Consider the following 22,225-nt stretch of genomic DNA (forward strand, 5'->3'; position numbering starts at 1 on the left):
GCGTGGCCCGGCTCACCGTCCCGGCGTACGGGCGGCTCGGGTGCACCGCGGGCGGGCCGCCTAGACTCGCAAGGGTGCTGAACCGGATCGACCTGCGCAACGGTCTTGGAGACCCGCGCCGCCTGCTGCCCCGTGCCCAACTCGACGTGTCGGTCGCCGTCGAGCGGATCCGACCGCTGGTGGAGGCGGTCCGCGAGCATGGTTACCCGGCGATCCGGGAGGCCAGCGAGCGGTTCGACGGCATCTCTCCGGAGGTGCTGCGGGTGCCGGCCGAGGCGATCACCGAGGCCGAGGGGGTGCTCGATCCCAGCGTGCGTGCCGCGCTGCTGGAATCGATCAGCCGGGCCCGTCGGGTGCACGCCGACCAGCGCCGCACCGACCACACCACGCAGGTGGTGCCCGGCGGCACTGTCACCGAGCGGTGGCTGCCCGTCGACCGGGTCGGCCTCTACGTGCCCGGCGGCCTGGCGATGTACCCGTCGACGGTCGTGATGAACGTCGTTCCCGCCCAGGCGGCCGGCGTGCGGTCGCTGGTGGTGGCCAGCCCGCCGCAGAAGGACAACGGTGGCCTGCCCGACCCCCGGGTGCTCGCCGCGTGCGCGCTGCTCGGTGTCGACGAGGTGTACGCCGTCGGCGGGGCCCAGGCGGTGGCGATGCTGGCGTACGGCGCTGCTGTCGACCCGTTGGGTGAGCTGCGGTGCGACCCGGTCGACCTGATCACCGGCCCGGGCAACATCTGGGTGACCGCCGCCAAGCGGCTGCTGCGGGGCGTGGTCGGCATCGACGCCGAGGCCGGGCCGACCGAGATCGCCATCCTGGCCGACGACACTGCCGACCCGGCGCACGTGGCCGCCGACCTGATCAGTCAGGCCGAGCACGACCCGCTGGCCGCGAGCGTGCTGGTCACCCCGTCGCTGGAGCTTGTCGAGTCGGTCGAGCGGGAGTTGGCCCGGCAGGTGCCGGCGACCAAGCACGTCGAGCGGGTGACCACGGCGCTGACCGGCGAGCAGAGCGGCGTGGTGCTGGTCGACGATCTGGAGGCGGGGCTGCGGGTGGTCGACGCGTACGCGGCCGAGCACCTGGAGATCCAGACGGCCGACGCCCGGGAGTGGGCGCTTCGGGTGCGCAACGCCGGGGCGATCTTCGTGGGCGCCTGGTCGCCGGTGTCGCTCGGCGACTACTGCGCCGGGTCCAACCACGTGTTGCCCACCGGCGGCTGCGCCCGGCACTCCTCCGGGCTGTCGGTGCAGTCGTTCCTGCGCGGCGTCCACCTGATCGAGTACACGGAGGCGGCGCTGCGTGACGTGGCCCCGCACGTGGTCACCCTGGCGAACGTCGAGGACCTGCCCGCACACGGCCAGGCGGTGCAGGCGCGCTTCCCGGGAGCGTCGACGTGACGAGTCTCGACGACCTGCCGATCCGGGACGACCTGCGAGGGCTGTCGCCGTACGGGGCGCCGCAGCTGGACGTGCCGGTGCGGCTCAACACCAACGAGAACTCCTACCCGGTGCCGGAGCCGGTGGTCGAGGCGATCGGCAAGGCGCTCGCGGCCGAGTTGCGCGAGTTGAACCGCTACCCGGACCGGGACGCCGTGGCGCTCCGCGCCGACCTGGCCGAATATCTCGGGCACGGGCTCACCGTCGCGCAGGTGTGGGCGGCGAACGGCTCCAACGAGATCCAGCAGCAGCTGCTCCAGGCGTTCGGTGGGCCGGGGCGCAGCGCACTCGGCTTCGTTCCGGCGTACTCGATGCATCCGTTGCTGGCCCTCGGCACCGGCACCCGGTGGGTGCCCGCCGAGCGTGGCGTCGACTTCGGGTTGACCGTCGAGGAGGCGGTCGCCCAGGTCCGCGAGCACCAACCGGACGTGGTCTTCCTCTGCTCGCCGAACAACCCGACCGGCACGGCACTGGACCCGGCGGTGATCGCCGCGGTGCTCGACGCCGCGCCCGGCATGGTGGTCGTCGACGAGGCGTACGCCGAGTTCGCCCGGCCCGGGACGGTCAGCGCCCTCGCGGTGCTGCCCGGCCACCCGCGGCTGGTGGTCAGCCGCACGATGAGCAAGGCGTTCGGCTTCGCCGGTGGGCGGCTGGGTTACCTGGCCGCCGATCCGGCGGTGGTGCAGGCGGTGCAGCTCGTCCGGCTGCCATACCATCTCTCCAGCCTCACCCAGGCCGCCGCACGTGCGGCGGTGACCCACCGCGACGCCCTTCTCGGTACGGTGAGCGCGATCATGGCGCAGCGGGACCGGATCGTGGCGACGCTGCGGGAGCGCGGGTTGCGGGTCGCCGACAGCGACGCCAACTTCGTGCTCTTCCAGGTGGGCGGCGACCAGACCGTCATCTGGAAGGCCCTGCTGGCCCAGGGCGTGCTGGTCCGGGACGTCGGTCTGCCCGGCTGGCTGCGGGTGACCGCCGGCACCGCCGCCGAGACCGACGCCTTCCTTACCGCAATGGAGACTGTGACGTGGGAGCGCGAGGAGTGAGCTTGCGAGCCCCGCAGTCGCGACCGAAAGGTATGCAATGAGTCGGACCGCCCGGGTGGAGCGGATCACCAAGGAGACCAAGGTCCTCGTCGAGATCGACCTCGACGGCACCGGAGCCGCCGAGATCAGCACCGGCGTGGGCTTCTACGACCACATGCTGCACCAGATCGCCCGGCACGGCGGCTTCGACCTGACCGTGCGCACTGTGGGTGACCTGGAGATCGACGCGCACCACACCATCGAGGACACCGCGCTCGCCCTGGGCGCCGCGTTCGACCAGGCACTGGGCGACAAGGCCGGCATCCGACGGTACGGTTCGGCGACCGTGCCGATGGACGAGGTGCTGGTCCGGGCGGCTGTGGACCTGTCCGGTCGGCCGTACGTGGTGCACGACGAGCCGGTGCTGGCCCCGTACATCGGGCCGGTCTACGCGACGAGCATGACCCGGCACATCTGGGAGTCCTTCGGGCAGGCGGCCCGGGTCACGCTGCACGTCGACGTGCTGCGGGCGGCCCGGCCGGGCGGCCACCCGGACGCGCACCACGTGGTGGAGGCGCAGTTCAAGGCGGTCTCCCGTGCGTTGCGCGAGGCGACCTCGATCGACCCACGCGCGGCCGGTGCGATCCCGAGCACGAAGGGTGCGCTGTGATGAGCGCGAGGAGTGCAGCGGAGCGGAGCCCCGCAGTCGCGAATGGCGGGTGGCTCTGATGAGCGCGAGGAGTGCAGCGGAGCGGAGCCCCGCAGTCGCGAATGGCGGGTGGCTCTGATGGGCGCCGCGTTGCCGACGTTGTTGCTGATCCTGGCCGGGGTGTTGGTGGGTGGCGCCTGGTCGCTGTACCGCCAGGGCGCGTCGAAGGGCGTGGTGGGCATCACCGCGCTGCTCGCGGTGCTCGCCACTGTCGGCGGGGTGCTGTGGCTGTTGCCGGGGCAGGACGCATGAGCGCCGTGGTGGTGCTCGACTACGGCTCGGGCAACCTGCGCTCGGCGGAGCGGGCACTGGCCGCCGCCGGCGCGGACGTGCGGGTGACCGACGACCTGTCCGCCGCAGCCGCCGCCGATGGTCTGGTGGTGCCGGGGGTGGGCGCGTACGCGGCGTGCATGGCCGGGATCGAGGCGTTGGGTGCCGGCCCGGTGATCGCCGAGCGGGTGGCGGCCGGTCGGCCGGTGCTGGGGATCTGCGTGGGCATGCAGGTGCTCTTCGAGTACGGCGAGGAGCACGGTGTGGTGACCAAGGGGCTCGGGTTGCTGCCCGGTGGGGTGACCCGGTTGGCCGCCACGCGGTTGCCGCACATGGGCTGGAACACGGTCCGGGCGCCGGGGGAGTCGGTGCTCTTCGCCGGGTTGTCGGAGCAGAGCCGGTTCTACTTCGTCCACTCGTACGCCGTGGGTGATGCGGCGGCGCTGGCTGCTGCCGGTGCCACGGTGACCACCGCCCACCACGACGTTGATTTCGTCGCCGCTGTGGAGCGGGGTCCGCTGTCGGCGGCCCAGTTCCACCCGGAGAAGTCCGCCGACACCGGTGCCGCGCTGCTGCGCAACTGGCTCGCCACGCTGCCCAGCGGTGGTTGAGCGTCGTCGCCCGGTGCCCGGCGCGGGGGCGTCGCGGTGAGCCGGGAACGGGCCCGTCGGCGGGCGGAGCGGGAGGCGGAGCAGGCCCGGGAGCGGGCCGTCCGGCAGCGGCAGGTGGCTCGCCGGCAACGTCGTCGCGCGGTGGTCCGCCGGTTGACGCCGCAGCTGCGGCGGGGCCGCTCGGGCCGGCTGGCCCGGCACAGCCGTGGTGAGCGGGCCGCGATCGTGCTGCTCACCGGCGCGGCGCTGATTCTGATCTGGTCGTTCGTCGACAATCTGGCGTTGCGTATCGCGCTGATCGTGCTGTTGCTGCTCGTACTGCCGGCGATCGTGGTGATCGCCCTGGACCGTCGTACCTGATCGAGGAGAACACGTTGAGCCTGACCCTGTTACCCGCCGTGGATGTCGCCGACGGCCGGGCCGTCCGGCTCGTGCAGGGCGCCCTCGGAAGCGAGAGCGTCTACGGCGACCCGTTGGACGCGGCGCTGGCCTGGCAGCAGGACGGCGCGGAGTGGATCCACCTGGTCGACCTGGACGCGGCGTTCGGGCGGGGCACCAACGCGCACCTGCTCGCCGAGGTGGTGCGCCAGTTGGACGTGAAGGTGGAGCTGTCGGGCGGGATCCGCGACGACGAGTCGCTGCGTGCGGCGTTGGGCACCGGTGCGGCCCGGGTGAACATCGGCACCGCGGCTCTCGAGGACCCGGTCTGGTGTGACCGGGTGGTCGGGGAGTACGGCGACCGGGTGGCCATCGGGTTGGACGTGCGGGGCCAGACCCTGTCCGCGCGTGGGTGGACCCGGGACGGCGGTGACCTGTACGAGGTGCTGGAGCGGCTGGACAAGGCGGGCGCGAGCCGGTACGTGGTCACCGACATCACCAAGGACGGCACGATGCGCGGGCCGAACCTGGACCTGCTGCGTGAGGTGTGTGCTCGTACCGACCGGCCGGTGATCGCCTCGGGGGGCGTGTCCACGCTGGACGACCTGCGGGCGTTGGCGACCCTGGAGCCGGTCGGGGTGGAGGGCGTCATCGCCGGTAAGGCGCTCTACGCGGGTGCCTTCACGGTGGCCGAGGCGCTGCGGACGCTGGCCGAGGCGTGACTGTCACCCGGCTGGGGTCGGGTGGGCCGTGGGAGCAGAGCTACGGCTACTCCCGGGTGGTCCGGGCCGGTGACCGGGCCTGGACGGCCGGCTGCACGGCGACGGTGGACGGTCAGGTGGTGCACGTCGGTGACGCCGCCGCGCAGACCGCGCAGGCGCTGCGGATCGGGTTGGACGCGCTGGCCGAGGTCGGTGCGGAGCCGGGTGACGTGGTCCGGACCAGGTTGTACGTGACCGACCGGCTGCACGCCGACGAGGTGGGCCGGGCGCACAACGCGGTCTTCGGAGCGGTCCGGCCAGCGGCCACCCTGGTGGTGGTGGCCGGTCTGCTGGACCCGGAGCACCTGGTCGAGGTGGAGTTGGAGGCGTACCTCGGCGATCGCTGAGGTGTGCCCGGCCGAGCCATGGTCGGCACGATTAGATTGTGCACAACTTAATTGTGGGCTACGGTTCAACGGTGACCGATGACCTGGTGCTGCGCCGGCAGGTGTGCTTCGCGCTCTACACCGCGTCGCGTGCGCTGACTGACGTCTACCGGCCGATTCTCGACGAGTTCGGGCTGACCTACCCGCAGTACCTGGTGCTGCTGGTGCTCTGGGAGCGTCCCGACGACGCCCGCACGGTGTCCGAGCTGGGCACCGAGCTGCGACTGGACTCCGGCACCCTCTCTCCGCTGCTCAAGCGACTGGAGGGGGCGGGGCTGGTGGCCCGACGACGGTCCGCCCGCGACGAGCGGCGGGTCGAGGTGGGCCTCACCGAGCAGGGCCGTGCCCTGCGCCAACAGGTCGACCACGTCCCGATGTGCATCGCCCAGGCCACCGGGCTGGGCATCACCGAGCTGGTCGCGCTGCGCGACACCCTCACCCAGGTCACCGACACCATCCACCGACAGAAGGAGCAGTGACCCTCATGCAGGTTCTCTACACCGCGTCAGCGACCGCCAGCGGCGACGGGCGGGACGGCCACGTCGAGACCTCCGACGGCACCCTCGCGCTCGACCTGGCCGTGCCGAAGGAGATGGGCGGCGCCGGCGGCGCGGCCAACCCCGAGCAGCTCTTCGCCGCCGGCTACGCGGCCTGCTTCCACGGCGCGCTGCGGGTCGTGGCCCGACGGGCCAAGGCCGACGTGACCGGCTCCGTCGTCGCCGCCGAGGTGGGCATCGGCCCGAACGGCAGCGGCAGCTTCGGGCTCACCGTGCAGCTCGTCGTCGACCTGCCCGCCGTGCCCCGCGAGGCCGCCGAGCAGCTGGTCGAGCAGGCCCACCAGGTCTGCCCCTACTCGAACGCCACCCGCGGCAACATCGACGTCACGCTGACCGTCCGCGAGACCCTGGCCGCCTGACCACAGGCCCCCGGGCACCCCACCGCGGACGAGAGGACGACCACCCCCGTGACCAGCAACCGTGAGATCCACCTGGCCAGCCGCCCCATCGGCTGGCCCACCGACGACAATTTCCGACTCGTCGAGACCGAGGTCCCGACGCCCGGACCGGGCCAGATCGTGGTCCGCAACCAGTACATGTCCGTCGACCCGTACATGCGGGGACGGATGAACGACGTCAAGTCGTACGTCGCGCCGTTCGCACTCGACGCGCCGCTCGACGGCGCCGCGATCGGCGAGGTGGTGGCCAGTGAGGCGGCGAACATCGCCGTCGGGACCACCGTCCTGCACGGGCTGGGCTGGCGGGAGTACGCAGTGCTCGACGCCACCGCCGCGCGGCCGGTCGACCCGAACGTCGCCCCGGCCAGCGCCTACCTGAGCGTGCTGGGCATGACCGGGCTGACCGCGTACGCCGGGCTGCTGGAAGTGGCCGCGATGAAGCCCGGCGAGACGGTGTTCGTCTCCGCCGCGGCCGGCGCGGTCGGCAGCCTGGTCGGCCAGATCGCCAAGCTCAAGGGTGCCGGTCGGGTCGTCGGCAGCGCCGGGTCGCCGGCCAAGGTCGAGCGGCTGCGGGCGTTGGGCTTCGACGCGGCCTTCGACTACCACGACGGGCCGGTCCGTGACTCGCTGCGGGCGGCCGCCCCGGACGGCGTCGACGTCTACTTCGACAACGTCGGCGGTGACCACCTGGAAGCGGCGATCTCGGTCATGAACCTGCACGGTCGAGCCGCCATCTGCGGCATGATCGCGCAGTACAACGCCACCGAACCGCCGGCCGCCCCGCGCAACCTGGCGCTGGTCATCGGCAAGCGGCTCACCCTGCGTGGCTTCCTGGTCAACGACCACAACGACGTGCGTTCGGCGTTCGTCAGTGACGTCGCCGGCTGGCTGCGCGAGGGCACCCTGTCCTACGACGAGACGATCGTGGACGGCATCGAGAACGCCCCGTCGGCGTTCCTCGGCGTCCTGCGCGGCGACAACCTGGGCAAGATGCTCGTCCGCGTGTGACGCCCACCTCTCTCACGGCGGTCGACCCGATCGGGTCGACCGCCGTGCCACGCGCGGGAGATAGGCTCGCGGCATGACCGTGGCGGTACGGGTGATCCCCTGTCTGGACGTGGACGCCGGACGGGTGGTCAAGGGCGTCAACTTCCTCGACCTGCGCGACGCCGGCGACCCGGTGGAGTTGGCCGCCGCGTACGACCGGGCCGGGGCGGACGAGCTGACCTTCCTCGACGTCACCGCGTCGTCGAGCGACCGGGGCACCATGCTCGACGTGGTACGCCGCACCGCCGAGTCGGTGTTCATCCCGCTGACCGTCGGCGGTGGGGTCCGGCAGGTCGCCGACGTGGACACGCTGCTGCGTGCCGGTGCGGACAAGGTGGGTGTGAACACCGCCGCGATCGCCCGTCCGGAGCTGATCGCCGAGATCGCCGACCGGTTCGGCCGGCAGGTGCTCGTGCTCTCCCTCGACGTACGACGGGCCCCGAACGGCGTGACACCCAGCGGCTTCGAGGTCACCACCCACGGCGGCCGACGTGGCACCGGGATGGACGCCGTGCGGTGGGCGGCCCGGAGCGCCGAGTTGGGCGCGGGGGAGATCCTGCTCAACTCGATGGACGCCGACGGCACCAAGGCCGGCTTCGACCTGGAGTTGATCGCCGCGGTGCGAGCGGTGGTGGACGTGCCGGTGATCGCCAGTGGCGGTGCCGGCGAGGTGGCCCACTTTCCGCCAGCGATCGGCGCCGGGGCGGACGCGGTGCTCGCCGCCAGTGTCTTCCACTTCGGCGAGCTGACGGTGGCCGAGGTCAAGGACGCGCTGCGCCACAGCGGTCACCCGGTGCGCTGACTCGTCAGTGCCCGCCGGAGTGGCCCTCCGGGGATCGGCGGGGCGTCGGGATGGACCGGACCGCGTACTCCTGGACGGCCGCCGCGTGGTCGGCCTCGTCCAGGTTCCACTCGGCGCTGCCGGGAGCGTGTCGCCGGGTCAGCACGCCCTGCACGGTGTCCACCATGGTCGCCACACCCGCCCGCGGGCGGGTACGCCAGAGCTGTTCACCCTCGGCGGTGATCCGGAACCAGCCGTCGGCGACGCTGACCAGCCCCGCACCGACCAGCCGCTGGACCGCGGCCTCCACCTCGTGCCGCTGCGGAATCGCGTGGTTGAGGTGGTCAGCGGTGGACAGCACATCGGTAAGGCGGACGCCCTCCGGCCGTCGACTTGTCGCCGACCGACGATGCCGACCGGCACCGCTCGCGATGACCAACGACACGAAGATCCAGGCGTCCGTCCAGCGCCAACCGTTCTCCCCCATGCAGAGATGATGACGGCGCGCGTCCCGGAAGGGAACACCCACCCTCCATCCGGCACTGTGGAGCACCACCGCGTACCGGTTCGCGGACGGTCGGTGAGGGTTCAGCCGGTGGGGGCGACCGGTGCGGCGGTACCGGCCGTGGGCGCGGCGTCGTCGGCTGCGGTCTCGTCGACTGCGGCGGCTTCGGGTACGGCGTCGTCAGGTCCGGCGGCTTCGGGTACGGCGAACAGCGGGATGAAGAGCTGGGCCAGCGGACCGATGGCCAGCGCGTACGCGACGGTGCCCAGGCCGACAGTGCCGCCGAGCAACCAGCCCAGCGCCAGCACGGTGACCTCGATGACCGTTCGCACCAGCCGGATCGACCAGCCGGGCCGGCGGGCCACGAAGCCGGTCATCAGCCCGTCGCGTGGGCCCGGGCCCAACCTGGCACCGAGATACATGCCGGTGGCGGCTCCGTTCGCGACGATACCGGTGACCAACATCGCGATCCGGACGCCGAGCGGGCCACCGGAGGGCAGCAGCGCCAGAGTGGCATCCACGACCAGGCCGATCACCACGACGTTGCTGACCGTGCCGAGGCCCGGTCGCTGCCGCAGCGGGATCCAGAGCAGCAGCACCAGCGCGCCGACGCCGATGGTGACGGTGCCGAACGAGAGCTCGGTCAACTCGGAGAGGCCCTGGTGGAACACGTCCCACGGGTCGAGGCCCAGGTCGGAGCGGACCATCAGGGCCATGCTGACGCCGTAGAGGCCGAGCCCGAGATAGAGCTGGACCAACCGCCGAACCGGCCGGTGCCGCAGATTGCCAAGCAATGCCATGCATGCCACCCTAGATGCCAATCCTCATCGAGGAAGAAGCCAATATCGGGGGAGTGGCCATGACTGGTCAGGTGCGCGGGGTCCAATTGGCTCGCCTGCTCGGGCAGTGGCATGCCCTCCCGGGTCGCCGACGCAGCCCCGACTACGCGGCCCTGGCCGGCGCGGTGCGCGGTCTGCTCGCCGACGGCCGTCTGCCGCTGGGCGTCCGCCTTCCCGCCGAGCGGGAGCTGGCCGAGGCGCTGCGGATCAGCCGGACCACGGTCACCGCCGCGTACCGGCACCTGCGGGAGACCGGGCACCTGGCCAGCCGCCGGGGCGCGGGCAGCTGGACGATGCTGCCCGGCAACCACCGGGTCGCCAGCACCGGCCTGTGGACCCCGTTGGACGACCGGGACATGATCGACCTCGGCGCCGCCGCACCGGCCGCCCCACCGCAACTGCTGGGTGCGGCCCGCGCCGCCGCCGAGGACCTGCCCCGTTACCTGGGCGGAGCCGGTTACCACCCGACCGGCATCATCGAGCTACGCGAGGCGGTGGCCGCCGGGTACACCGCTCGGGGGTTGCCCACGTCGGCCGACCAGATCATGGTCACCAGCGGCACGCAGCACGCCCTGGACCTGGTGCTGCGGCTCGCCCTGGCCCCGGGCGGCAGTGTGCTGGTCGAGTCCCCGACCTATCCCAACGCGCTTGCCGCGTTGGCCGGGCGACGGGCCCGGATCACCACCCACGGTCTGGCCGCCGACGCCGACGGCTGGGATTCCGACCTGCTGCTGGGCAGTCTCCGGCAGACCCGGCCCAAGCTGGCCTATCTGATTCCGGAGTTCCAGAACCCGACCGGGCACCTGATGCCCGCCGCGCTGCGGGAGCGGGTGGTGGCCGCCGCCCACGCGGTCGGCACCGACCTGGTCGTCGACGAGTCCTTCGTGGACCTGCCACTGGACGGCACCGAGCTGCCACCCCCGGTCGCCGTCTACGACCGGCACAGTCGCGTGATCAGCATCGGTGGGATGAGCAAGCCCTACTGGGGTGGTCTGCGGATCGGCTGGGTGCGCGCCGCGGCGCCGCAGGTGCAGCGGCTGGCCGCCGTCCGGGTCGGGGTGGACATGGCCAGCCCGGTGCTGGACCAACTGGTGGCGGTGCACCTGCTCGCCCACGCCGACACGATCGTCACCGACCGCCGCATCACGTTGGCCGCCCAACGCGACGCGCTGCTCGACGCGCTGGCGCAGCGGTTGCCGGACTGGCGGGTCACCGTGCCCCGAGGTGGCGTGACGCTCTGGGCCGAGTTGGACGGCCCCGTCTCCAGTGCGCTGGCCCGGGCCGCCGAGGAGGTCGGCGTACGACTGGCGCCCGGCCCCCGGTTCGGCCTGGACGGCACCCTGGAGCGGTTCCTGCGGCTGCCGTTCACCCTGCCCGCCGCGGACCTGGTGGAGGCTGTGGGGCGGATCGCCGCGGTCCGTTACGACCTGGACCGGGCCGGCCGTCAACGGTGGCGGGAGCCGGCGGTCATCGCCTGAGCTCTGCCGGCGAAGGCCGACCCCCGGCAGAGCGGCGACGACGAGCCGACGGCCCCGCACCCGGGCGGGCGCGGGGCCATCGGCGACTTGTCAGAGCTCGGCGAGGGTGCCGGCGTACATCTCCTCGATCTGGGCGGCGAAGTTGCTCTCCACACCACGTCGCTTGATCTTCAACGACGGCGTGATCTCGCCGTCCTCGATCGTCAGGTCGCGTGGCAGGATGGCCACCTTCTTGATGGTCTCCCAGCGGTTGAGCTTCGCGTTGAGCTGGGCGACGTACTCCTCGACCATCGTCCGGGCCTCCGGCGAGGCGACGATCTCGGTGTAGCTGCGTCCCTCGAGCGGGCCACCGGCCGCCCAACCCCGGATCGCGTCCGGGTCCAGCGTGACCAGCATCGTGCAGAAGTTGCGGGCCTGACCGACGACGACCGCCTGGGAGGTGTACGGGCAGATGGCCTTGAACATCCCCTCGATGTGCGACGGTGCGATGTACTTGCCGCCCGAGGTCTTGACCAGGTCCTTCTTGCGGTCGGTGATCTGCAGGTAGCCCTGCTCGTCGAGGCTGCCGATGTCGCCGGTGCGGAAGAAACCGTCCTCGGTGAACGCGGCGGCGGTCTCCTCCGGCAGGTTGTGATAGCCGCGCATCACCGGCCGACCACGCACCAGGATCTCCCCGTCGCTGTCGATCCGGCACTCCAGGTCACCCATCGCCCGGCCCACCGTGCCGATCCGCAGCCCCGACGGCGGGTTGACGAAGTTGCCGGCGCTGGTCTCGGTCAGGCCGTAGCCCTCGGAGATCGGCAGGTTCGCCGCGGCGAAGAAAGTGGCGATCTCCGGGCTGAGCGGGGCGGCACCGGACACCAGCACCCGCATCCGGCCGCCCAGTCGGGCCTGGAGCTTGCTGAACACCAGCTTCTCGGCCAGCCCGTAACGCAGCTTGAGCCCGCCCGGCACCGGCTTGCCGGCCTGTTCCAGGGCCACCTTCTCCTTGCCGACCTGGACGCCCCAGGCGAAGATCTTCGCCTTTGCGCCACCCGCGCCCTGGGCGGTGGTCACCGCCCGGTTGTAGACCTTCTCGAAGACCCGGGGCGCACCGCACATCAGCGTCGGGCGGATCACCGACAGCAGGTCGACCAGCTTCTCCACCCGGCCGTCGACGTAGGTGGGCAGGCCGACGTGGATGGCGCCGCAGAGCAGCGTCTTGCCGAACGAGTGGGCCAGCGGCAGCCACAGGTACTGCAGGTCGTCGTCGCGCAGCAGCCCGACCTCGGCCTGCGCCACGGCCTCCCAGCACCAGCCGCCGTGCAGCAGCTCGACGCCCTTGGGTCGACCGGTGGTCCCGGAGGTGTAGATCAGGGTGGCCAGGTGCTCCGGACCGATGCCGGCCACGAGCATGTCGATCAGATCCGGCTCGGCGGCGAGCGCGCGGGTGCCCCGCTCCTCCAACTCGGCGAGCGTCAACTGCGGAATCGCTGCGGTCGGGTCAACAGCGCCGTCGAGGAGCACCACATGGGTCAGCGCGGGCAGGGTGGCGCCGGCGATCTTCGCCGCCTGGGCCGGATTTTCCGCGAAGAGCACCTTCGACCCGGAGTCCGCGATGATGTACGTCGCGTCGGCCGGTTCGGTGGTCGGGTAGACGGTCGTGGTCGCGCCGCCGGCACACATGATGCCGAGGTCGGCGATCACCCAGTCCAGCCGGGTGTTGGCGAGGATCGCGACCGGGTTCTCCTGGCCGACGCCCAGGCCGTGCAGGCCGGCGGCGACCGCCTTGGCGCGCTGGCCGACCTGCTCCCAGGTCAGCCAGGCAGGCCCCGCGTCGTCGGGGGTCGGGGACGCAAACGCGTTCCGGTCGGGGGTGGCCGCCACGCGCTTGAGGAACATGTCCGGGATGGAGCGGTACGGTACATCGAGAGCCATCGCTGTAGCCGCCTTCGGGGGTGGTGGCGTGACGGGCGTCACGTCATGATGGTTACCGAAGAGTATTGCCTGCCACCGTGCATCGGCTAGCCCCGGTGATCGTCCGGCCGTCCCAACCCGCCGACCGGTACGGCGGAATCAGGCGTACCGGTCAGCCACGACTGACCAGTCGTAGGTGGCCCGGACCCAGTTCCGGCGGACGGCCAGCGCGAGGCGCATCTCGTCGTTCCCGCTGGACAGCAGCGCCTCCTCGGCGTCCAGATACTTCGCCAGGCCCTGGTTGAACCGGTTCGCCGCGGCACGCAGTGCGGCCGGCTCGTCCGCGTCGCTGTCCTGGGCGATGACCGTCACCAGGTTGTGCGCGTCCGGGTCGGCCCGGCTCTCCTTGCCGTAGGAGAAGAGGTCGTTGCACCAGCAGACCAGGTCCACGGCCAGCAGATCCAGGGCGAGCAACGCCGGGTTGGCGCGTTGCGCCGACCCCGGGGGTCGCGCCGACGCCAGGTCGGTCAGCGTGAGGCAGGGATGCACGCCGCCGATGTGCCGGCGCAGTTGGACGTACTCCGCCACGTCGGGCACGCGCTGGCGCTCCCGGTTGGTCGCCTCCCAGAGCAACGCCAGCAGGTACTCCCGCATCTGGCTGACGAACCGCAGCAGCAGAGCCGCGTGGTCGTGCAGTCGGATCCGACGGCACAGGTCGTGCAGCGCGTCACCGAGCGGCCCGACGGCGGGCGGTAGGACGTTCGGGTCGCCGTACCGGTCCAGCACGTCGAGCAGTGTGCTGATCGCCGGGCCCAGTCGGACCGGGTCGGCGCCGAGGCCGTCCTCATCGCACGCGTCGTCCATCACGAAGAGCCAACTGATCAGGTCCGTGAGCAGTCGTAGCCCGTCGACCGAGCCGTCCGGGCAGGCGCGCCCGGACAGGCCGGCGGCGTCGGCCCGTTGCAGTCGGTGCACACGTTGGCTGGAATCGACCAGCCCGAACGCGCGCGCCCACTCCACGCTCTCGCTCGCCACCTGCTCCGTGGCACCGTGGCGCCCCGTGGGAAACGGGGGCTCCCGCAGCGCCGAAATCGCGAAACTTCGCACAGTGCGCCCCCACTTCGTGCCGCCCGGCGCGGAGCGGCGCGGTGAAGCGTACGGGAGGAGGCATCTGCATGTTTCGCTGGGTGTGGGGAACCCCACACCCGTTTCGTGGCCGTTTATGTGCAGACGGTTACATGCCCAGGCTGGCCGTGCGAAGCCGTCGTGCGGCCTCCGTGGGACCGTCCAGTTGGACCCGGGCCACCCGTTGGCGACCGGAGAGGAAGAGGACCAGCTCCGCCGGAGGGCCGACCACCCGCAGCGGCTCGCCCCCTCGGCCGACGGACAGCTCACCGTGGCCGGGCGCCTGCACGTAGAGATCCGCCGGGAAGCGGCGCAGGGCCAACCGCGCCATCGGGGCGGCCCGCTTCCAGAGCGCGCCCTGCAGACCGGCGGGCAGGTCACGCGGCTGCCAGCCGGAGCCGGCCCGGCGGACGTCCTCGTGATGGATGAAGAACTCCATCAGGTTGGCCAGCTCGTCGGTCAACGGATTGCTGATCGGGCTCCAGAGCGGCGGACGGCGTACCTGCGCCACCAGGTCGGGATAGGGCCGCGCGGCGAGATGCCGGCGGACCCGCTCGGCGTAGCCGCGCAGCGGCGGCAGTACGAGCCCTCCGGCCGCGTCCGGACGACGCTCCCGGAGCACCAGGTGCGCGGCGAGGTCACGGGTCGCCCAGCCCTCGTTGATCGTCGGAGCGTCCGGCCCGAAGGCCACGAGGAGATCGGCCAGCGCCTCGCGCTCGGCTCGGGCGTACCGCGGCATGGCCTGATCGTAGGCCCGTCGGCCCGTCGGCGCGCGACGGCGGCGGCCGGGGACGAAGCCCGCCGCCCGCCGCCGTCCGCTACGTGACGGTCGACATATCCGGTCGGGGTCGGCGGTGCTGGCCCGGACCGGTAAGGATGAGGGAGATAATTGACGCTTACGGCGGGGGAGAGCGTGGCGAGCAGGACAAGTCGGGACGTGCTCAGTCGAGGGCTGGGGGTCCTGCGGCAGGCCATTCGTGAGCAGCCACGGATCTTCACGGTGGCGGTCGTCGGCAGTGTGCTCTTCGGCGGGATGATCATCATCAGCGCGCGGGTGGTCGGGACGGTCATCGGCGAGGTAGCGCTCCCGGCCATCGAACGCGGTGAGGTGGGCGCGGGCACGCTCGCGCTGGCCGCGACGGCGTTGTTCGGGATCAGCGTGCTGCGGGTGGCCGGCATCGTCGGTCGGCGGCTCGGGGCCGGCTACATGCAGTACCGCCTCCAGGCCTCCTACCGACGTCGGGTCACCCGCCGGTACCTGGAGCTGCCGCTGTCCTGGCACCACCGCAACTCCACCGGCACGTTGCTGTCCAACGCCAACTCGGACGTGGAGGCGGCGTGGTACCCGATCGCGCCGCTGCCCTTCGCCGTCGGCACGCTCGTGATGCTGGTCGGCGCGATCGTGTCGCTCTTCGCCACCGACTGGGCGCTGGCCCTGGTCGGCCTCGCGGTCTTCCCCGCGCTGTTCGCCCTCAACGTCGTCTACTCCCGTCGGATGGCGCCCCGGCAGGCTCGGGCCCAACGGCTGCGCGCCGAGGTCAGCGGCATCGCCCACGAGAGCTTCGACGGCGCCCTGGTGGTCAAGACGATGGGCCGCGAGGCGCAGGAGACCGCCCGGTTCGCCGGCCGGGCCGGCGAGCTGCGCGACTCGTTGATCGCTGTCGGTCGGCTGCGCGGCATCTTCGACCCGCTGTTGGAGACCCTGCCCAGCCTGGGCACCCTCGCCGTGCTGGTGGTCGGGGCGTTCCGGCTGCGCCAGGGCGCGATCAGCGTGACCGAGCTGGTCAGCGTGGCGTTCCTCTTCACCGTGCTGGCCTTCCCGGTGCGGGCCATCGGTTGGGTCCTGGCCGAGCTGCCGCGCAGCGTCGCCGGCTGGGACCGGGTCCGCCGGGTGCTCGACGCCACCGGCGAGATGCCGTACGGGCAGCGCGTGCTCGACCCGGCCGGCTCCGGCCCGGCCACCCTCACCTTCAGCGACGTGCACTTCTCCTACCCGCCGGCGGAGGCACACCAGCCCGGCGCGCAGGTCCTCGGCGAGGTCGGCTTCACCGTGCCGGCCGGTCGGACGGTAGCTCTGGTCGGGCCGACCGGCGCCGGTAAGTCCACCATCGCCTCGTTGGCGGTACGCCTCGTCGACCCGGACACCGGCGTCGTCACCCTGGACGGTGTGGACGTGCGTGAGCTGACCGCCGCGTCGCTCGCCGGCACTGTGGCGCTGGTCGCTCAGGTGCCGTTCGTCTTCGACGACACGGTGCGCGCCAACATCGCGCTGGACCGGCCGGGCATCGACGACGAGGCCGTCTGGGCGGCCCTGCGGCTCGCCGAGGCGGACGGCTTCGTCGCGGCGCTGCCCGACGGTCTGGACACCATGGTCGGCGAGCGGGGCACCTCGCTCTCCGGCGGGCAGCGGCAGCGTCTCACCCTGGCCCGCGCGTTGGCCGGCCGCCCGCGCCTGCTGGTGCTCGACGATGCGACGAGCGCGGTGGACCCCCGGGTGGAGGCGGCCATCCTGGCCGGGCTGCGGTCGTCGACGGCCGAGCCGGGTGTGCCGGTAGCGTCGATCCTGGTGGTGGCGTACCGACGGGCCACCATCGCGCTCGCCGACGAGGTCATCTATGTGGAGCAGGGGCGGGTGATCGCCCGGGGCACGCACAACGAGTTGCTGGCCACGGTGCCCGGCTACGTCGACCTGGTCACGGCGTACGAGCAGGCCGAGGTCGAACGCGCGCAGGAGAGTCCGTACGGCGACGACGTCGCGCCGCTGCCCTCGGGCCTGGAAATCGAGGTGGACCGGTGAGCGCGAGGAGTGCAGCGAAGCGGAGCCCCGCAGTCGCGAACGAAAGGCCGGTTCGGTGAGCGCGAGGAGTGCAGCGAAGCGGAGCCCCGCAGTCGCGAACGAAAGGCCGGTTCAGTGAGCGTCAAGACCGATGAGCGGGAGACGCGGGAGGAGACGACCTGGCAGACCCTGCGTCGGGGTCTGGCTCTGTCGCCGGAGCTGCGGACCGGTCTGGCCGGCACGTTGGCCCTCGCGTTGGTCTACATGGTCGGTCGGGTGGCCGTGCCGGTCGCCGTCCAGCAGGGCATCGACCGCGGCATCGTCGGTGGTCTGAATTTCGCTGTGCTCTGGTCGGTCGTGGGGATCACCGCGGCGATCCTGGCGATCACGACGATCTGCGGTTACCTGATGATGCGCCGGTTGTTCACGGTGAGCGAGACGGCGTTGGCGAACGTGCGGACGCGGGCGTTCCGACACGTGCACGACCTGTCGATGTTGCACCAGCAGTCGGAGCGGCGCGGGTCGCTGGTGTCGCGGGTGACCAGCGACGTCGACCAGATCACCCAGTTCCTCCAGTGGGGTGGCGTGATCCTGCTGGTCAACCTCGGTCAGTTGGTGGTCACGACCGCCGTGATGCTGGCGTACTCCTGGCAATTGACTCTTGTGGTGTTGGCCGCGTTCCTGCCGGCGGTGTTCGTGATCCGGCAGTTGCAGCGCCGGCTCGCGACGGCGTACGCGACGGTGCGGCAGCGCACCGGCGCGCTGCTCGGCGCGATCGGCGAGAGCGTGGTGGGCGCTCCGGTGATTCGGGCGTACGGCATCGCGGGGCGTACCGAGCGGCGGTTGGACGAGGCGATCGACGGGCAGCGGGTGGCGCAGCAGCGGGCGATCCGGATCAGCATCGTGGGCAGTTCGGTGGGCGAGTTGGCGGCGGGGCTGGCGTTGGCCGGTGTGGTGGTGCTCGGCGTGACGCTGGGGGTGGGTGGCACGTTGTCGATCGGCCAGTTGACGGCGTTCCTGTTCCTGGTGACGCTCTTCATCCAGCCGGTGCAGATCGCCACCGAGGTGCTCAACGAGGCCCAGAACGCGATCGCGGGCTGGCGTCGGGTGCTGGACGTGTTGGACGTCGCCCCCGACGTGGCGGACCCGGGGGAGCAGGGGCGGGAGTTGCCGGGTGGGCCGTTGGACATCCGCTTCGCGGGTGTGCGGTTCGCCTATCCGGGTGGCCCGCCGGTGCTGCACGACATCGACCTGGAGATCCCGGCGAAGAGCCGGGTGGCGGTGGTCGGCGAGACGGGCAGCGGCAAGACCACCTTCGCCAAGTTGTTGACCCGGCTGATGGACCCGTCGGCCGGGGCGGTGCTGCTGTCCGGGGTGCCGCTGGCGGAGGTGCGGTTCGACTCGCTGCGGTCCCGGGTGGTGATGGTGCCGCAGGACGGTTTCCTGTTCGACGCGACGGTGGGGGACAACGTCCGGTTCGCCCGGCCGGAGCTGACCGACGAGCAGTTGGCTGTCGCCTTCACGGAGTTGGGCCTGTCGGACTGGTTGGAGGGTCTGCCGGCGGGTCTGGACACGCCGGTCGGTGAGCGGGGCGAGGCGCTCAGCGTCGGGGAGCGGCAGTTGGTCGCGTTGGCCCGTGCGTACGTGGCCGATCCGGACCTGTTGGTGCTGGACGAGGCGACCAGCGCGGTGGATCCGGCGACCGAGGTGCGGTTGCAACGCACCCTGGACGCTGTCACCCGGGGGCGGACGACCCTCGCCATCGCGCACCGGCTTTCCACGGCGCAGGCGGCCGACGAGGTGATCGTGGTGGATCGGGGTCGGGTGGTGCAGCGGGGTCCGCACGACGAGCTGGTGCGTGACGCCGACTCGGTCTACGGCCTGCTTTACGCCTCCTGGCTGGAGCAGACCAGGTGACGTGGTGTTCCGGTGTGGTGGACGCCGGAGGTCAGGTGCTCTAGGCTCCGGCTTAGGTAAGCCTAACCTTCGAAGGAGGTCGCGCCCATGCGGCCCAACCCCGCCGAGATCGTCCGTACCCTCGTCGCCGGCCGCCTGCCCGGTCTCGTCCACCTGGCCCACCGCCCCGGCCCGCACCACGCCCGGCACGTGACGGACCCGGACGGACGGGTGCTGCTGCTGGTGCCGGTGGCCAGTCACCTGGCCGCCGCCCTGCAGCCGGTCGCCGGGGGCGACGACGTGGCGGTGGTCCTCGACGTGCTCGACCTGCCGCCGGCCGCCGGCGCGCCCGGTCTGGGTCGGGCGTGGGTGTCCGGTTGGGCGGCCGAGCTGCACGGCGACGAGGCCCGCCACGCGGCTGTCGACTTCGCCGCGGTGGAGCCGACCGGTGACCTCCTCGACCTGGGCGCCCGCTTCCGGCTGTTCCGCTTCGAGGTGGTCGAGGTCCGCTGGGAGCGGGCCGGCGTCGTGCACCGGATCGACCCGGTGGAGTACGCCGAGGCGGAGCCGGACCCGGTGCACCCGGTCGAGGCGCGGCTGCTGGCCCACCTCGCCGAGGGCGACAGCGCGCAGGTCACCGAGTACCTGCGCCGACAGCTCGGGTTGACCGAGCAGGCCCCGGGCGGGGCGCCCCGGGTGGTGCGGATCGACCGCTACGGGCTGGTGGTCGCCCTCGGCCGACCGGGTTCCCGGCGTCGGATCCGATTGGCCTTCCCCGGCCCGGTGGCCGATCCGGCCGACCTGCCGAGGTTGCTGCCGCCGCTGCGGCTCCCGGCCGGTGCCCGTCCGCCGCGCTGACCGGGCTGTCGTGCCCGTCGCCGCGCGTTCGGCCTTGATCCACTCGGTTTCGCCGATGTGGGGGTATCCCTGGCACTCGGATACCGCGAGTTCGCCGAACCGGAGTGGATCACGGTGGCTGGGACGTCGCAGGGATCTCAGGCCGGCAGCGGCCCGGTGAGGTACCGCTGGATCGTCGGGCCGATCGCCGCCACCAGGGTCTCCGGGGCCGCCGACGCGACCGGTTCCAGGCGCACCACGTACCGCATCATCGCCAGGCCGATCATCTGGGTGGCCACCAGCGAACCGCGCAGCGGCAGTTGGGCCGGGTCGACGTCGAGCTGTTCGAGCACCCGGCGCAGGACCTGGGTGGTGACGAACTCGCGCAGCAGCCGCGCGGTCCACTCGTTGCTCACCGCGGAACGCAGCAGCGCCTGCGCGGCGCTGCCGGCGGGCGAGTCCCAGACACCGAGGAAGGTGCGCACCAGGCGCTCACCGGCGCCGTCCCGGTCACCGGCGAGCACCGTCGGCACCAGCTGGGCGGGGTCGACCGGGAAGTTCATCGCGGTGAGGAAGAGCTGGTCCTTGCTGCCGAAGTAGTGGTGCACCAACGCGGGGTCGACACCTGCCGTGCCGGCGATGGCGCGGATGGACGCGGAGTCGAAGCCACGCTCCGCGAACGTCGTGCGCGCGGCGTCGAGGATCGCCTCCCGGGTGTCCGGATTGCCGGGTCGCCGGCCGGTCCGCCGCGTCATCGCCGCCCCTCGTTCGTCCACCTGGGCAGCCGTGGGCCGGTCGACCCACGGCTGCCGCAGCCTCAGCCGCTGCGCCGGCGCAGGGTGGCCGCCGCGAGCACCAGCGCCAGCACCACCGCTGCGAGCACCACCGCCACGTCCCGCCACATCCTGCCGGTCGGCTCGGCGTGGGCGCCGACCTCCTGCAACGCCTCGATGGCGTACGACAGGGGGAAGGCGTCACTGAGCGCCTGGAGCCAGCCGGCCATCTGGTCGCGGGCCACGAACAGCCCGCAGAGCAGCAGTTGGGGGATCACCACGACTGGCAGGAACTGTACTGCCTGGAACTCGGTGCGCGCGAAGGCGCTGCACAGCAGGCCGAGCGCGACGCCGAGCACGGCGTCGACGACGGCGATCCCGATCACCAGCCCCATGCTGCCGGCGGTCTCCAGACCGAAGATCCAGTACGCCACACCGGCGGCGACGACGGCCTGTACGGCGGCGGCCAGGCCGAACGCGATGCCGTACCCGAAGAGCAGGTCGAGTTTGCCCAGTGGTGTGGTGAGCAGCCGCTCCAACGTGCCGGAGGTGCGTTCCCGGAGCATGGCGATGCTGGTCACCAGGAACATGATCACGAAGGGGAAGATGCCCAGCATCACCAGCGCGATCCGGTCGAACGTCGTCGGTTGGCCGGGCGGGGTGGGCTGGTCGGCGTACATGAAGTAGACCAGGGTGAGCAGGGCCGCCGGCACCACCACGAGCAGCGCGATGGTGCGCCGGTCGTGCCGGAGTTGGCGCAGGATGCGGCCGGTGGTGGCCGCCAGGATCCGCGGGGTCACGACTGCTCCCGTCCGTTCGTCGCGTCCATGGTGGCCGGACCCGCCTCGCCGGCCCGGATCAGGCGCAGGAACGCCTCGTCGAGGTCGTCCACCCCGGCAGTGGCGCGGACGGCTGCCGGGCTGTCGTCGGCGATCAGCCGCCCCTGGCGGATCAGCAGAAGCCGGTCGCAGCGGGCCGCCTCGTCCATGACGTGGCTCGACACCAACAGGGTGGTGCCCGCGGCGGCCATCGCGTGGAAACGGGCCCACAGATCGGCTCGCAGCACCGGGTCCTGACCGACTGTCGGCTCGTCGAGGATGACCAGCTCCGGTTCTCCGACCAGCGCACAGGCCAGGGAGGCTCGGCTGCGTTGACCACCGGAGAGGGTGGCGACCAGTTGACCGGCCGCCGAGGCGAGCCCGACATCGCTGATCGCCTGGTCGGCCTCGGCCCGACCCCGGCCGTACAGGGCCGCGAAATAGCGGGCGTTCTCCCGCACGGTCAGGTCGGCGTAGACGCTCGGCGCCTGGGTCAGGTAGCCGACCCGGTGCCGCAGCGCCGGGGTGCCCGCCGGTCGTCCGAGGACGGTGATCGTCCCGCCGCTGACCAGCTGCACCCCGACCACCGCGCGCATGAACGTGGTCTTGCCGCTGCCGCTGGGGCCGAGCAGGCCCGTGACGGCGCCGCGCGGGACGCGGCAACTGATGCCGTCCAGCACACGCCGCCCGCCCCGGTCGACGACCAGGTCCCGGACGGCTATCGCATCGTCCATCCCGCACCTCCAAGAAAACTCATCATCTGTTGAAATCAACGCTAGATGAATTACTGATCCCGACGCAACGCGTCCGCTCCGCCAGTCGTCGCAGGAAGCATGAGAACGGGCAGTAGGCTCCGGACCGGACACTGAGTCCGCCAACGGGCATTGCGCGCTGATCGGGCGTACGGCACGATGGCGCGGTGG

At 72.0% G+C, this 22,225-nt stretch carries 23 protein-coding genes and 1 pseudogene; 16 read left to right on the forward strand and 8 right to left on the reverse strand.

Going from position 1 to position 22,225, the window contains the following annotated elements; translation table 11 throughout:
* Positions 1-74 precede the first annotated feature (74 nt).
* The 12 genes from hisD (at position 75) to hisF (ending at position 8,380) form a co-directional block, all read left to right on the forward strand.
* Positions 75-1,397 carry a histidinol dehydrogenase gene (gene hisD, locus FHU34_RS10310; RefSeq protein WP_145779742.1) on the forward strand — a complete coding sequence of 441 codons (1,323 nt, stop codon included), beginning with the start codon at positions 75-77 and terminating at the stop codon, positions 1,395-1,397.
* Positions 1,394-2,482, forward strand: coding sequence for a histidinol-phosphate transaminase (locus tag FHU34_RS10315; protein WP_145779743.1), 1,089 nt, complete (start codon positions 1,394-1,396; stop codon positions 2,480-2,482). Before hisD ends, FHU34_RS10315 begins: the two co-directional genes overlap by 4 nt.
* Positions 2,483-2,519: 37 nt before the next feature.
* Entirely contained in the window at positions 2,520-3,131 is a 612-nt protein-coding gene (hisB, locus tag FHU34_RS10320; protein ID WP_145779744.1) for an imidazoleglycerol-phosphate dehydratase HisB, read from the forward strand.
* Positions 3,132-3,248: 117 nt separating this feature from the next.
* Positions 3,249-3,422, forward strand: a complete 174-nt coding sequence (locus FHU34_RS32925; RefSeq protein ID WP_167524791.1) for a hypothetical protein — start codon at positions 3,249-3,251, stop codon at positions 3,420-3,422.
* A complete protein-coding gene (gene hisH / locus FHU34_RS10325) occupies positions 3,419-4,051 on the forward strand; it encodes an imidazole glycerol phosphate synthase subunit HisH (protein WP_145779745.1) in 633 nt (210 codons plus the stop codon). Before FHU34_RS32925 ends, hisH begins: the two co-directional genes overlap by 4 nt.
* Positions 4,052-4,087: 36 nt before the next feature.
* Complete coding sequence (locus FHU34_RS10330; RefSeq protein WP_145779746.1) at positions 4,088-4,411, forward strand: hypothetical protein; 324 nt, start codon at positions 4,088-4,090, stop codon at positions 4,409-4,411.
* Between the two features lie 14 nt (positions 4,412-4,425).
* Positions 4,426-5,151, forward strand: a complete 726-nt coding sequence (gene priA, locus FHU34_RS10335) for a bifunctional 1-(5-phosphoribosyl)-5-((5-phosphoribosylamino)methylideneamino)imidazole-4-carboxamide isomerase/phosphoribosylanthranilate isomerase PriA (protein ID WP_145779747.1) — start codon at positions 4,426-4,428, stop codon at positions 5,149-5,151.
* Complete coding sequence (locus FHU34_RS10340; protein WP_145779748.1) at positions 5,148-5,537, forward strand: RidA family protein; 390 nt, start codon at positions 5,148-5,150, stop codon at positions 5,535-5,537. Before priA ends, FHU34_RS10340 begins: the two co-directional genes overlap by 4 nt.
* A 71-nt stretch (positions 5,538-5,608) precedes the next feature.
* Entirely contained in the window at positions 5,609-6,055 is a 447-nt protein-coding gene (locus FHU34_RS10345; protein ID WP_145779749.1) for a MarR family winged helix-turn-helix transcriptional regulator, read from the forward strand.
* A gap of 5 nt (positions 6,056-6,060) precedes the next feature.
* On the forward strand, positions 6,061-6,492 hold the full coding sequence (locus FHU34_RS10350; protein ID WP_145779750.1) for an organic hydroperoxide resistance protein: 432 nt from the start codon (positions 6,061-6,063) through the stop codon (positions 6,490-6,492).
* Positions 6,493-6,540: 48 nt separating this feature from the next.
* Positions 6,541-7,539 carry an NADP-dependent oxidoreductase gene (locus FHU34_RS10355; RefSeq protein WP_145779751.1) on the forward strand — a complete coding sequence of 333 codons (999 nt, stop codon included), beginning with the start codon at positions 6,541-6,543 and terminating at the stop codon, positions 7,537-7,539.
* Positions 7,540-7,612: 73 nt separating this feature from the next.
* Positions 7,613-8,380, forward strand: a complete 768-nt coding sequence (gene hisF, locus FHU34_RS10360; protein WP_145779752.1) for an imidazole glycerol phosphate synthase subunit HisF — start codon at positions 7,613-7,615, stop codon at positions 8,378-8,380.
* A 4-nt stretch (positions 8,381-8,384) separates the two neighbouring features.
* Here hisF and FHU34_RS10365 read toward each other — a convergent pair whose 3' ends face one another.
* Together FHU34_RS10365 and yczE are read right to left on the reverse strand one after the other, a co-directional pair.
* Positions 8,385-8,846 carry a hypothetical protein gene (locus FHU34_RS10365; protein WP_145779753.1) on the reverse strand — a complete coding sequence of 154 codons (462 nt, stop codon included), beginning with the start codon at positions 8,844-8,846 and terminating at the stop codon, positions 8,385-8,387.
* Between the two features lie 200 nt (positions 8,847-9,046).
* Positions 9,047-9,664: pseudogene (gene yczE, locus FHU34_RS10370) on the reverse strand (membrane protein YczE); the annotation flags it as partial.
* Positions 9,665-9,723: 59 nt separating this feature from the next.
* Here yczE and yczR point away from each other — a divergent pair.
* A complete protein-coding gene (gene yczR, locus FHU34_RS10375; protein ID WP_145779755.1) occupies positions 9,724-11,181 on the forward strand; it encodes a MocR-like transcription factor YczR in 1,458 nt (485 codons plus the stop codon).
* Between the two features lie 90 nt (positions 11,182-11,271).
* Here yczR and FHU34_RS10380 read toward each other — a convergent pair whose 3' ends face one another.
* The 3 genes from FHU34_RS10380 to FHU34_RS10390 all read right to left on the reverse strand — a co-directional run bounded on the left by FHU34_RS10380 (position 11,272) and on the right by FHU34_RS10390 (position 14,941).
* Positions 11,272-13,098: an AMP-dependent synthetase/ligase gene (locus tag FHU34_RS10380; protein WP_145779756.1), complete on the reverse strand. Its 1,827-nt coding sequence runs from the start codon at positions 13,096-13,098 to the stop codon at positions 11,272-11,274.
* Positions 13,099-13,236: 138 nt separating this feature from the next.
* The gene (locus FHU34_RS10385; RefSeq protein ID WP_244311605.1) at positions 13,237-14,112 is read right to left on the reverse strand and encodes a terpene synthase family protein; all 876 of its coding nucleotides are present in this window, start codon (positions 14,110-14,112) and stop codon (positions 13,237-13,239) included.
* A 199-nt stretch (positions 14,113-14,311) separates the two neighbouring features.
* On the reverse strand, positions 14,312-14,941 hold the full coding sequence (locus FHU34_RS10390; protein WP_145779758.1) for a TIGR03085 family metal-binding protein: 630 nt from the start codon (positions 14,939-14,941) through the stop codon (positions 14,312-14,314).
* 174 nt (positions 14,942-15,115) lie between these two features.
* Here FHU34_RS10390 and FHU34_RS10395 point away from each other — a divergent pair, with 174 nt between their 5' ends.
* The 3 genes from FHU34_RS10395 (at position 15,116) to FHU34_RS10405 (ending at position 19,732) form a co-directional block, all read left to right on the forward strand.
* Complete coding sequence (locus tag FHU34_RS10395) at positions 15,116-16,999, forward strand: ABC transporter ATP-binding protein (RefSeq protein ID WP_145779759.1); 1,884 nt, start codon at positions 15,116-15,118, stop codon at positions 16,997-16,999.
* A gap of 114 nt (positions 17,000-17,113) precedes the next feature.
* Positions 17,114-18,895, forward strand: coding sequence for an ABC transporter ATP-binding protein (locus FHU34_RS10400; RefSeq protein WP_145779760.1), 1,782 nt, complete (start codon positions 17,114-17,116; stop codon positions 18,893-18,895).
* Positions 18,896-18,982: 87 nt separating this feature from the next.
* Positions 18,983-19,732 carry a DUF2470 domain-containing protein gene (locus FHU34_RS10405; RefSeq protein ID WP_145779761.1) on the forward strand — a complete coding sequence of 250 codons (750 nt, stop codon included), beginning with the start codon at positions 18,983-18,985 and terminating at the stop codon, positions 19,730-19,732.
* Positions 19,733-19,869: 137 nt separating this feature from the next.
* On the opposite strand, the gene FHU34_RS10410 is transcribed toward FHU34_RS10405, so the two are convergent.
* The 3 genes from FHU34_RS10410 to FHU34_RS10420 form a co-directional block, all read right to left on the reverse strand.
* Positions 19,870-20,466 (reverse strand): TetR/AcrR family transcriptional regulator, encoded by a 597-nt coding sequence (locus tag FHU34_RS10410; protein ID WP_145779762.1) that lies wholly within the window; start codon positions 20,464-20,466, stop codon positions 19,870-19,872.
* A 62-nt stretch (positions 20,467-20,528) separates the two neighbouring features.
* The gene (locus FHU34_RS10415; protein WP_145779763.1) at positions 20,529-21,284 is read right to left on the reverse strand and encodes an ABC transporter permease; all 756 of its coding nucleotides are present in this window, start codon (positions 21,282-21,284) and stop codon (positions 20,529-20,531) included.
* The gene (locus tag FHU34_RS10420) at positions 21,281-22,036 is read right to left on the reverse strand and encodes an ABC transporter ATP-binding protein (protein ID WP_145779764.1); all 756 of its coding nucleotides are present in this window, start codon (positions 22,034-22,036) and stop codon (positions 21,281-21,283) included. The genes FHU34_RS10415 and FHU34_RS10420 overlap by 4 nt, the downstream gene beginning before the upstream one ends.
* Positions 22,037-22,225 lie beyond the last annotated feature (189 nt).

The sequence above is a fragment of the Micromonospora taraxaci genome, from assembly GCF_007830095.1.
Taxonomy (GTDB): domain Bacteria; phylum Actinomycetota; class Actinomycetes; order Mycobacteriales; family Micromonosporaceae; genus Micromonospora; species Micromonospora taraxaci.

Excerpts from the sequence above, each read along its gene's own strand:
- hisB (WP_145779744.1), top strand. The coding sequence starts at position 2,520 with ATGAGTCGGACCGCCCGGGTGGAGCGGATCACCAAGGAGACCAAGGTC.
- FHU34_RS32925 (WP_167524791.1), top strand. The coding sequence starts at position 3,249 with ATGGGCGCCGCGTTGCCGACGTTGTTGCTGATCCTGGCCGGGGTGTTG.
- hisH (WP_145779745.1), top strand. The coding sequence starts at position 3,419 with ATGAGCGCCGTGGTGGTGCTCGACTACGGCTCGGGCAACCTGCGCTCG.
- FHU34_RS10350 (WP_145779750.1), top strand. The coding sequence starts at position 6,061 with ATGCAGGTTCTCTACACCGCGTCAGCGACCGCCAGCGGCGACGGGCGG.
- hisF (WP_145779752.1), top strand. The coding sequence starts at position 7,613 with ATGACCGTGGCGGTACGGGTGATCCCCTGTCTGGACGTGGACGCCGGA.
- FHU34_RS10365 (WP_145779753.1), bottom strand. The coding sequence starts at position 8,846 with ATGGGGGAGAACGGTTGGCGCTGGACGGACGCCTGGATCTTCGTGTCG.
- yczR (WP_145779755.1), top strand. The coding sequence starts at position 9,724 with ATGACTGGTCAGGTGCGCGGGGTCCAATTGGCTCGCCTGCTCGGGCAG.
- FHU34_RS10380 (WP_145779756.1), bottom strand. The coding sequence starts at position 13,098 with ATGGCTCTCGATGTACCGTACCGCTCCATCCCGGACATGTTCCTCAAG.
- FHU34_RS10390 (WP_145779758.1), bottom strand. The coding sequence starts at position 14,941 with ATGCCGCGGTACGCCCGAGCCGAGCGCGAGGCGCTGGCCGATCTCCTC.
- FHU34_RS10405 (WP_145779761.1), top strand. The coding sequence starts at position 18,983 with ATGCGGCCCAACCCCGCCGAGATCGTCCGTACCCTCGTCGCCGGCCGC.
- FHU34_RS10410 (WP_145779762.1), bottom strand. The coding sequence starts at position 20,466 with ATGACGCGGCGGACCGGCCGGCGACCCGGCAATCCGGACACCCGGGAG.
- FHU34_RS10420 (WP_145779764.1), bottom strand. The coding sequence starts at position 22,036 with ATGGACGATGCGATAGCCGTCCGGGACCTGGTCGTCGACCGGGGCGGG.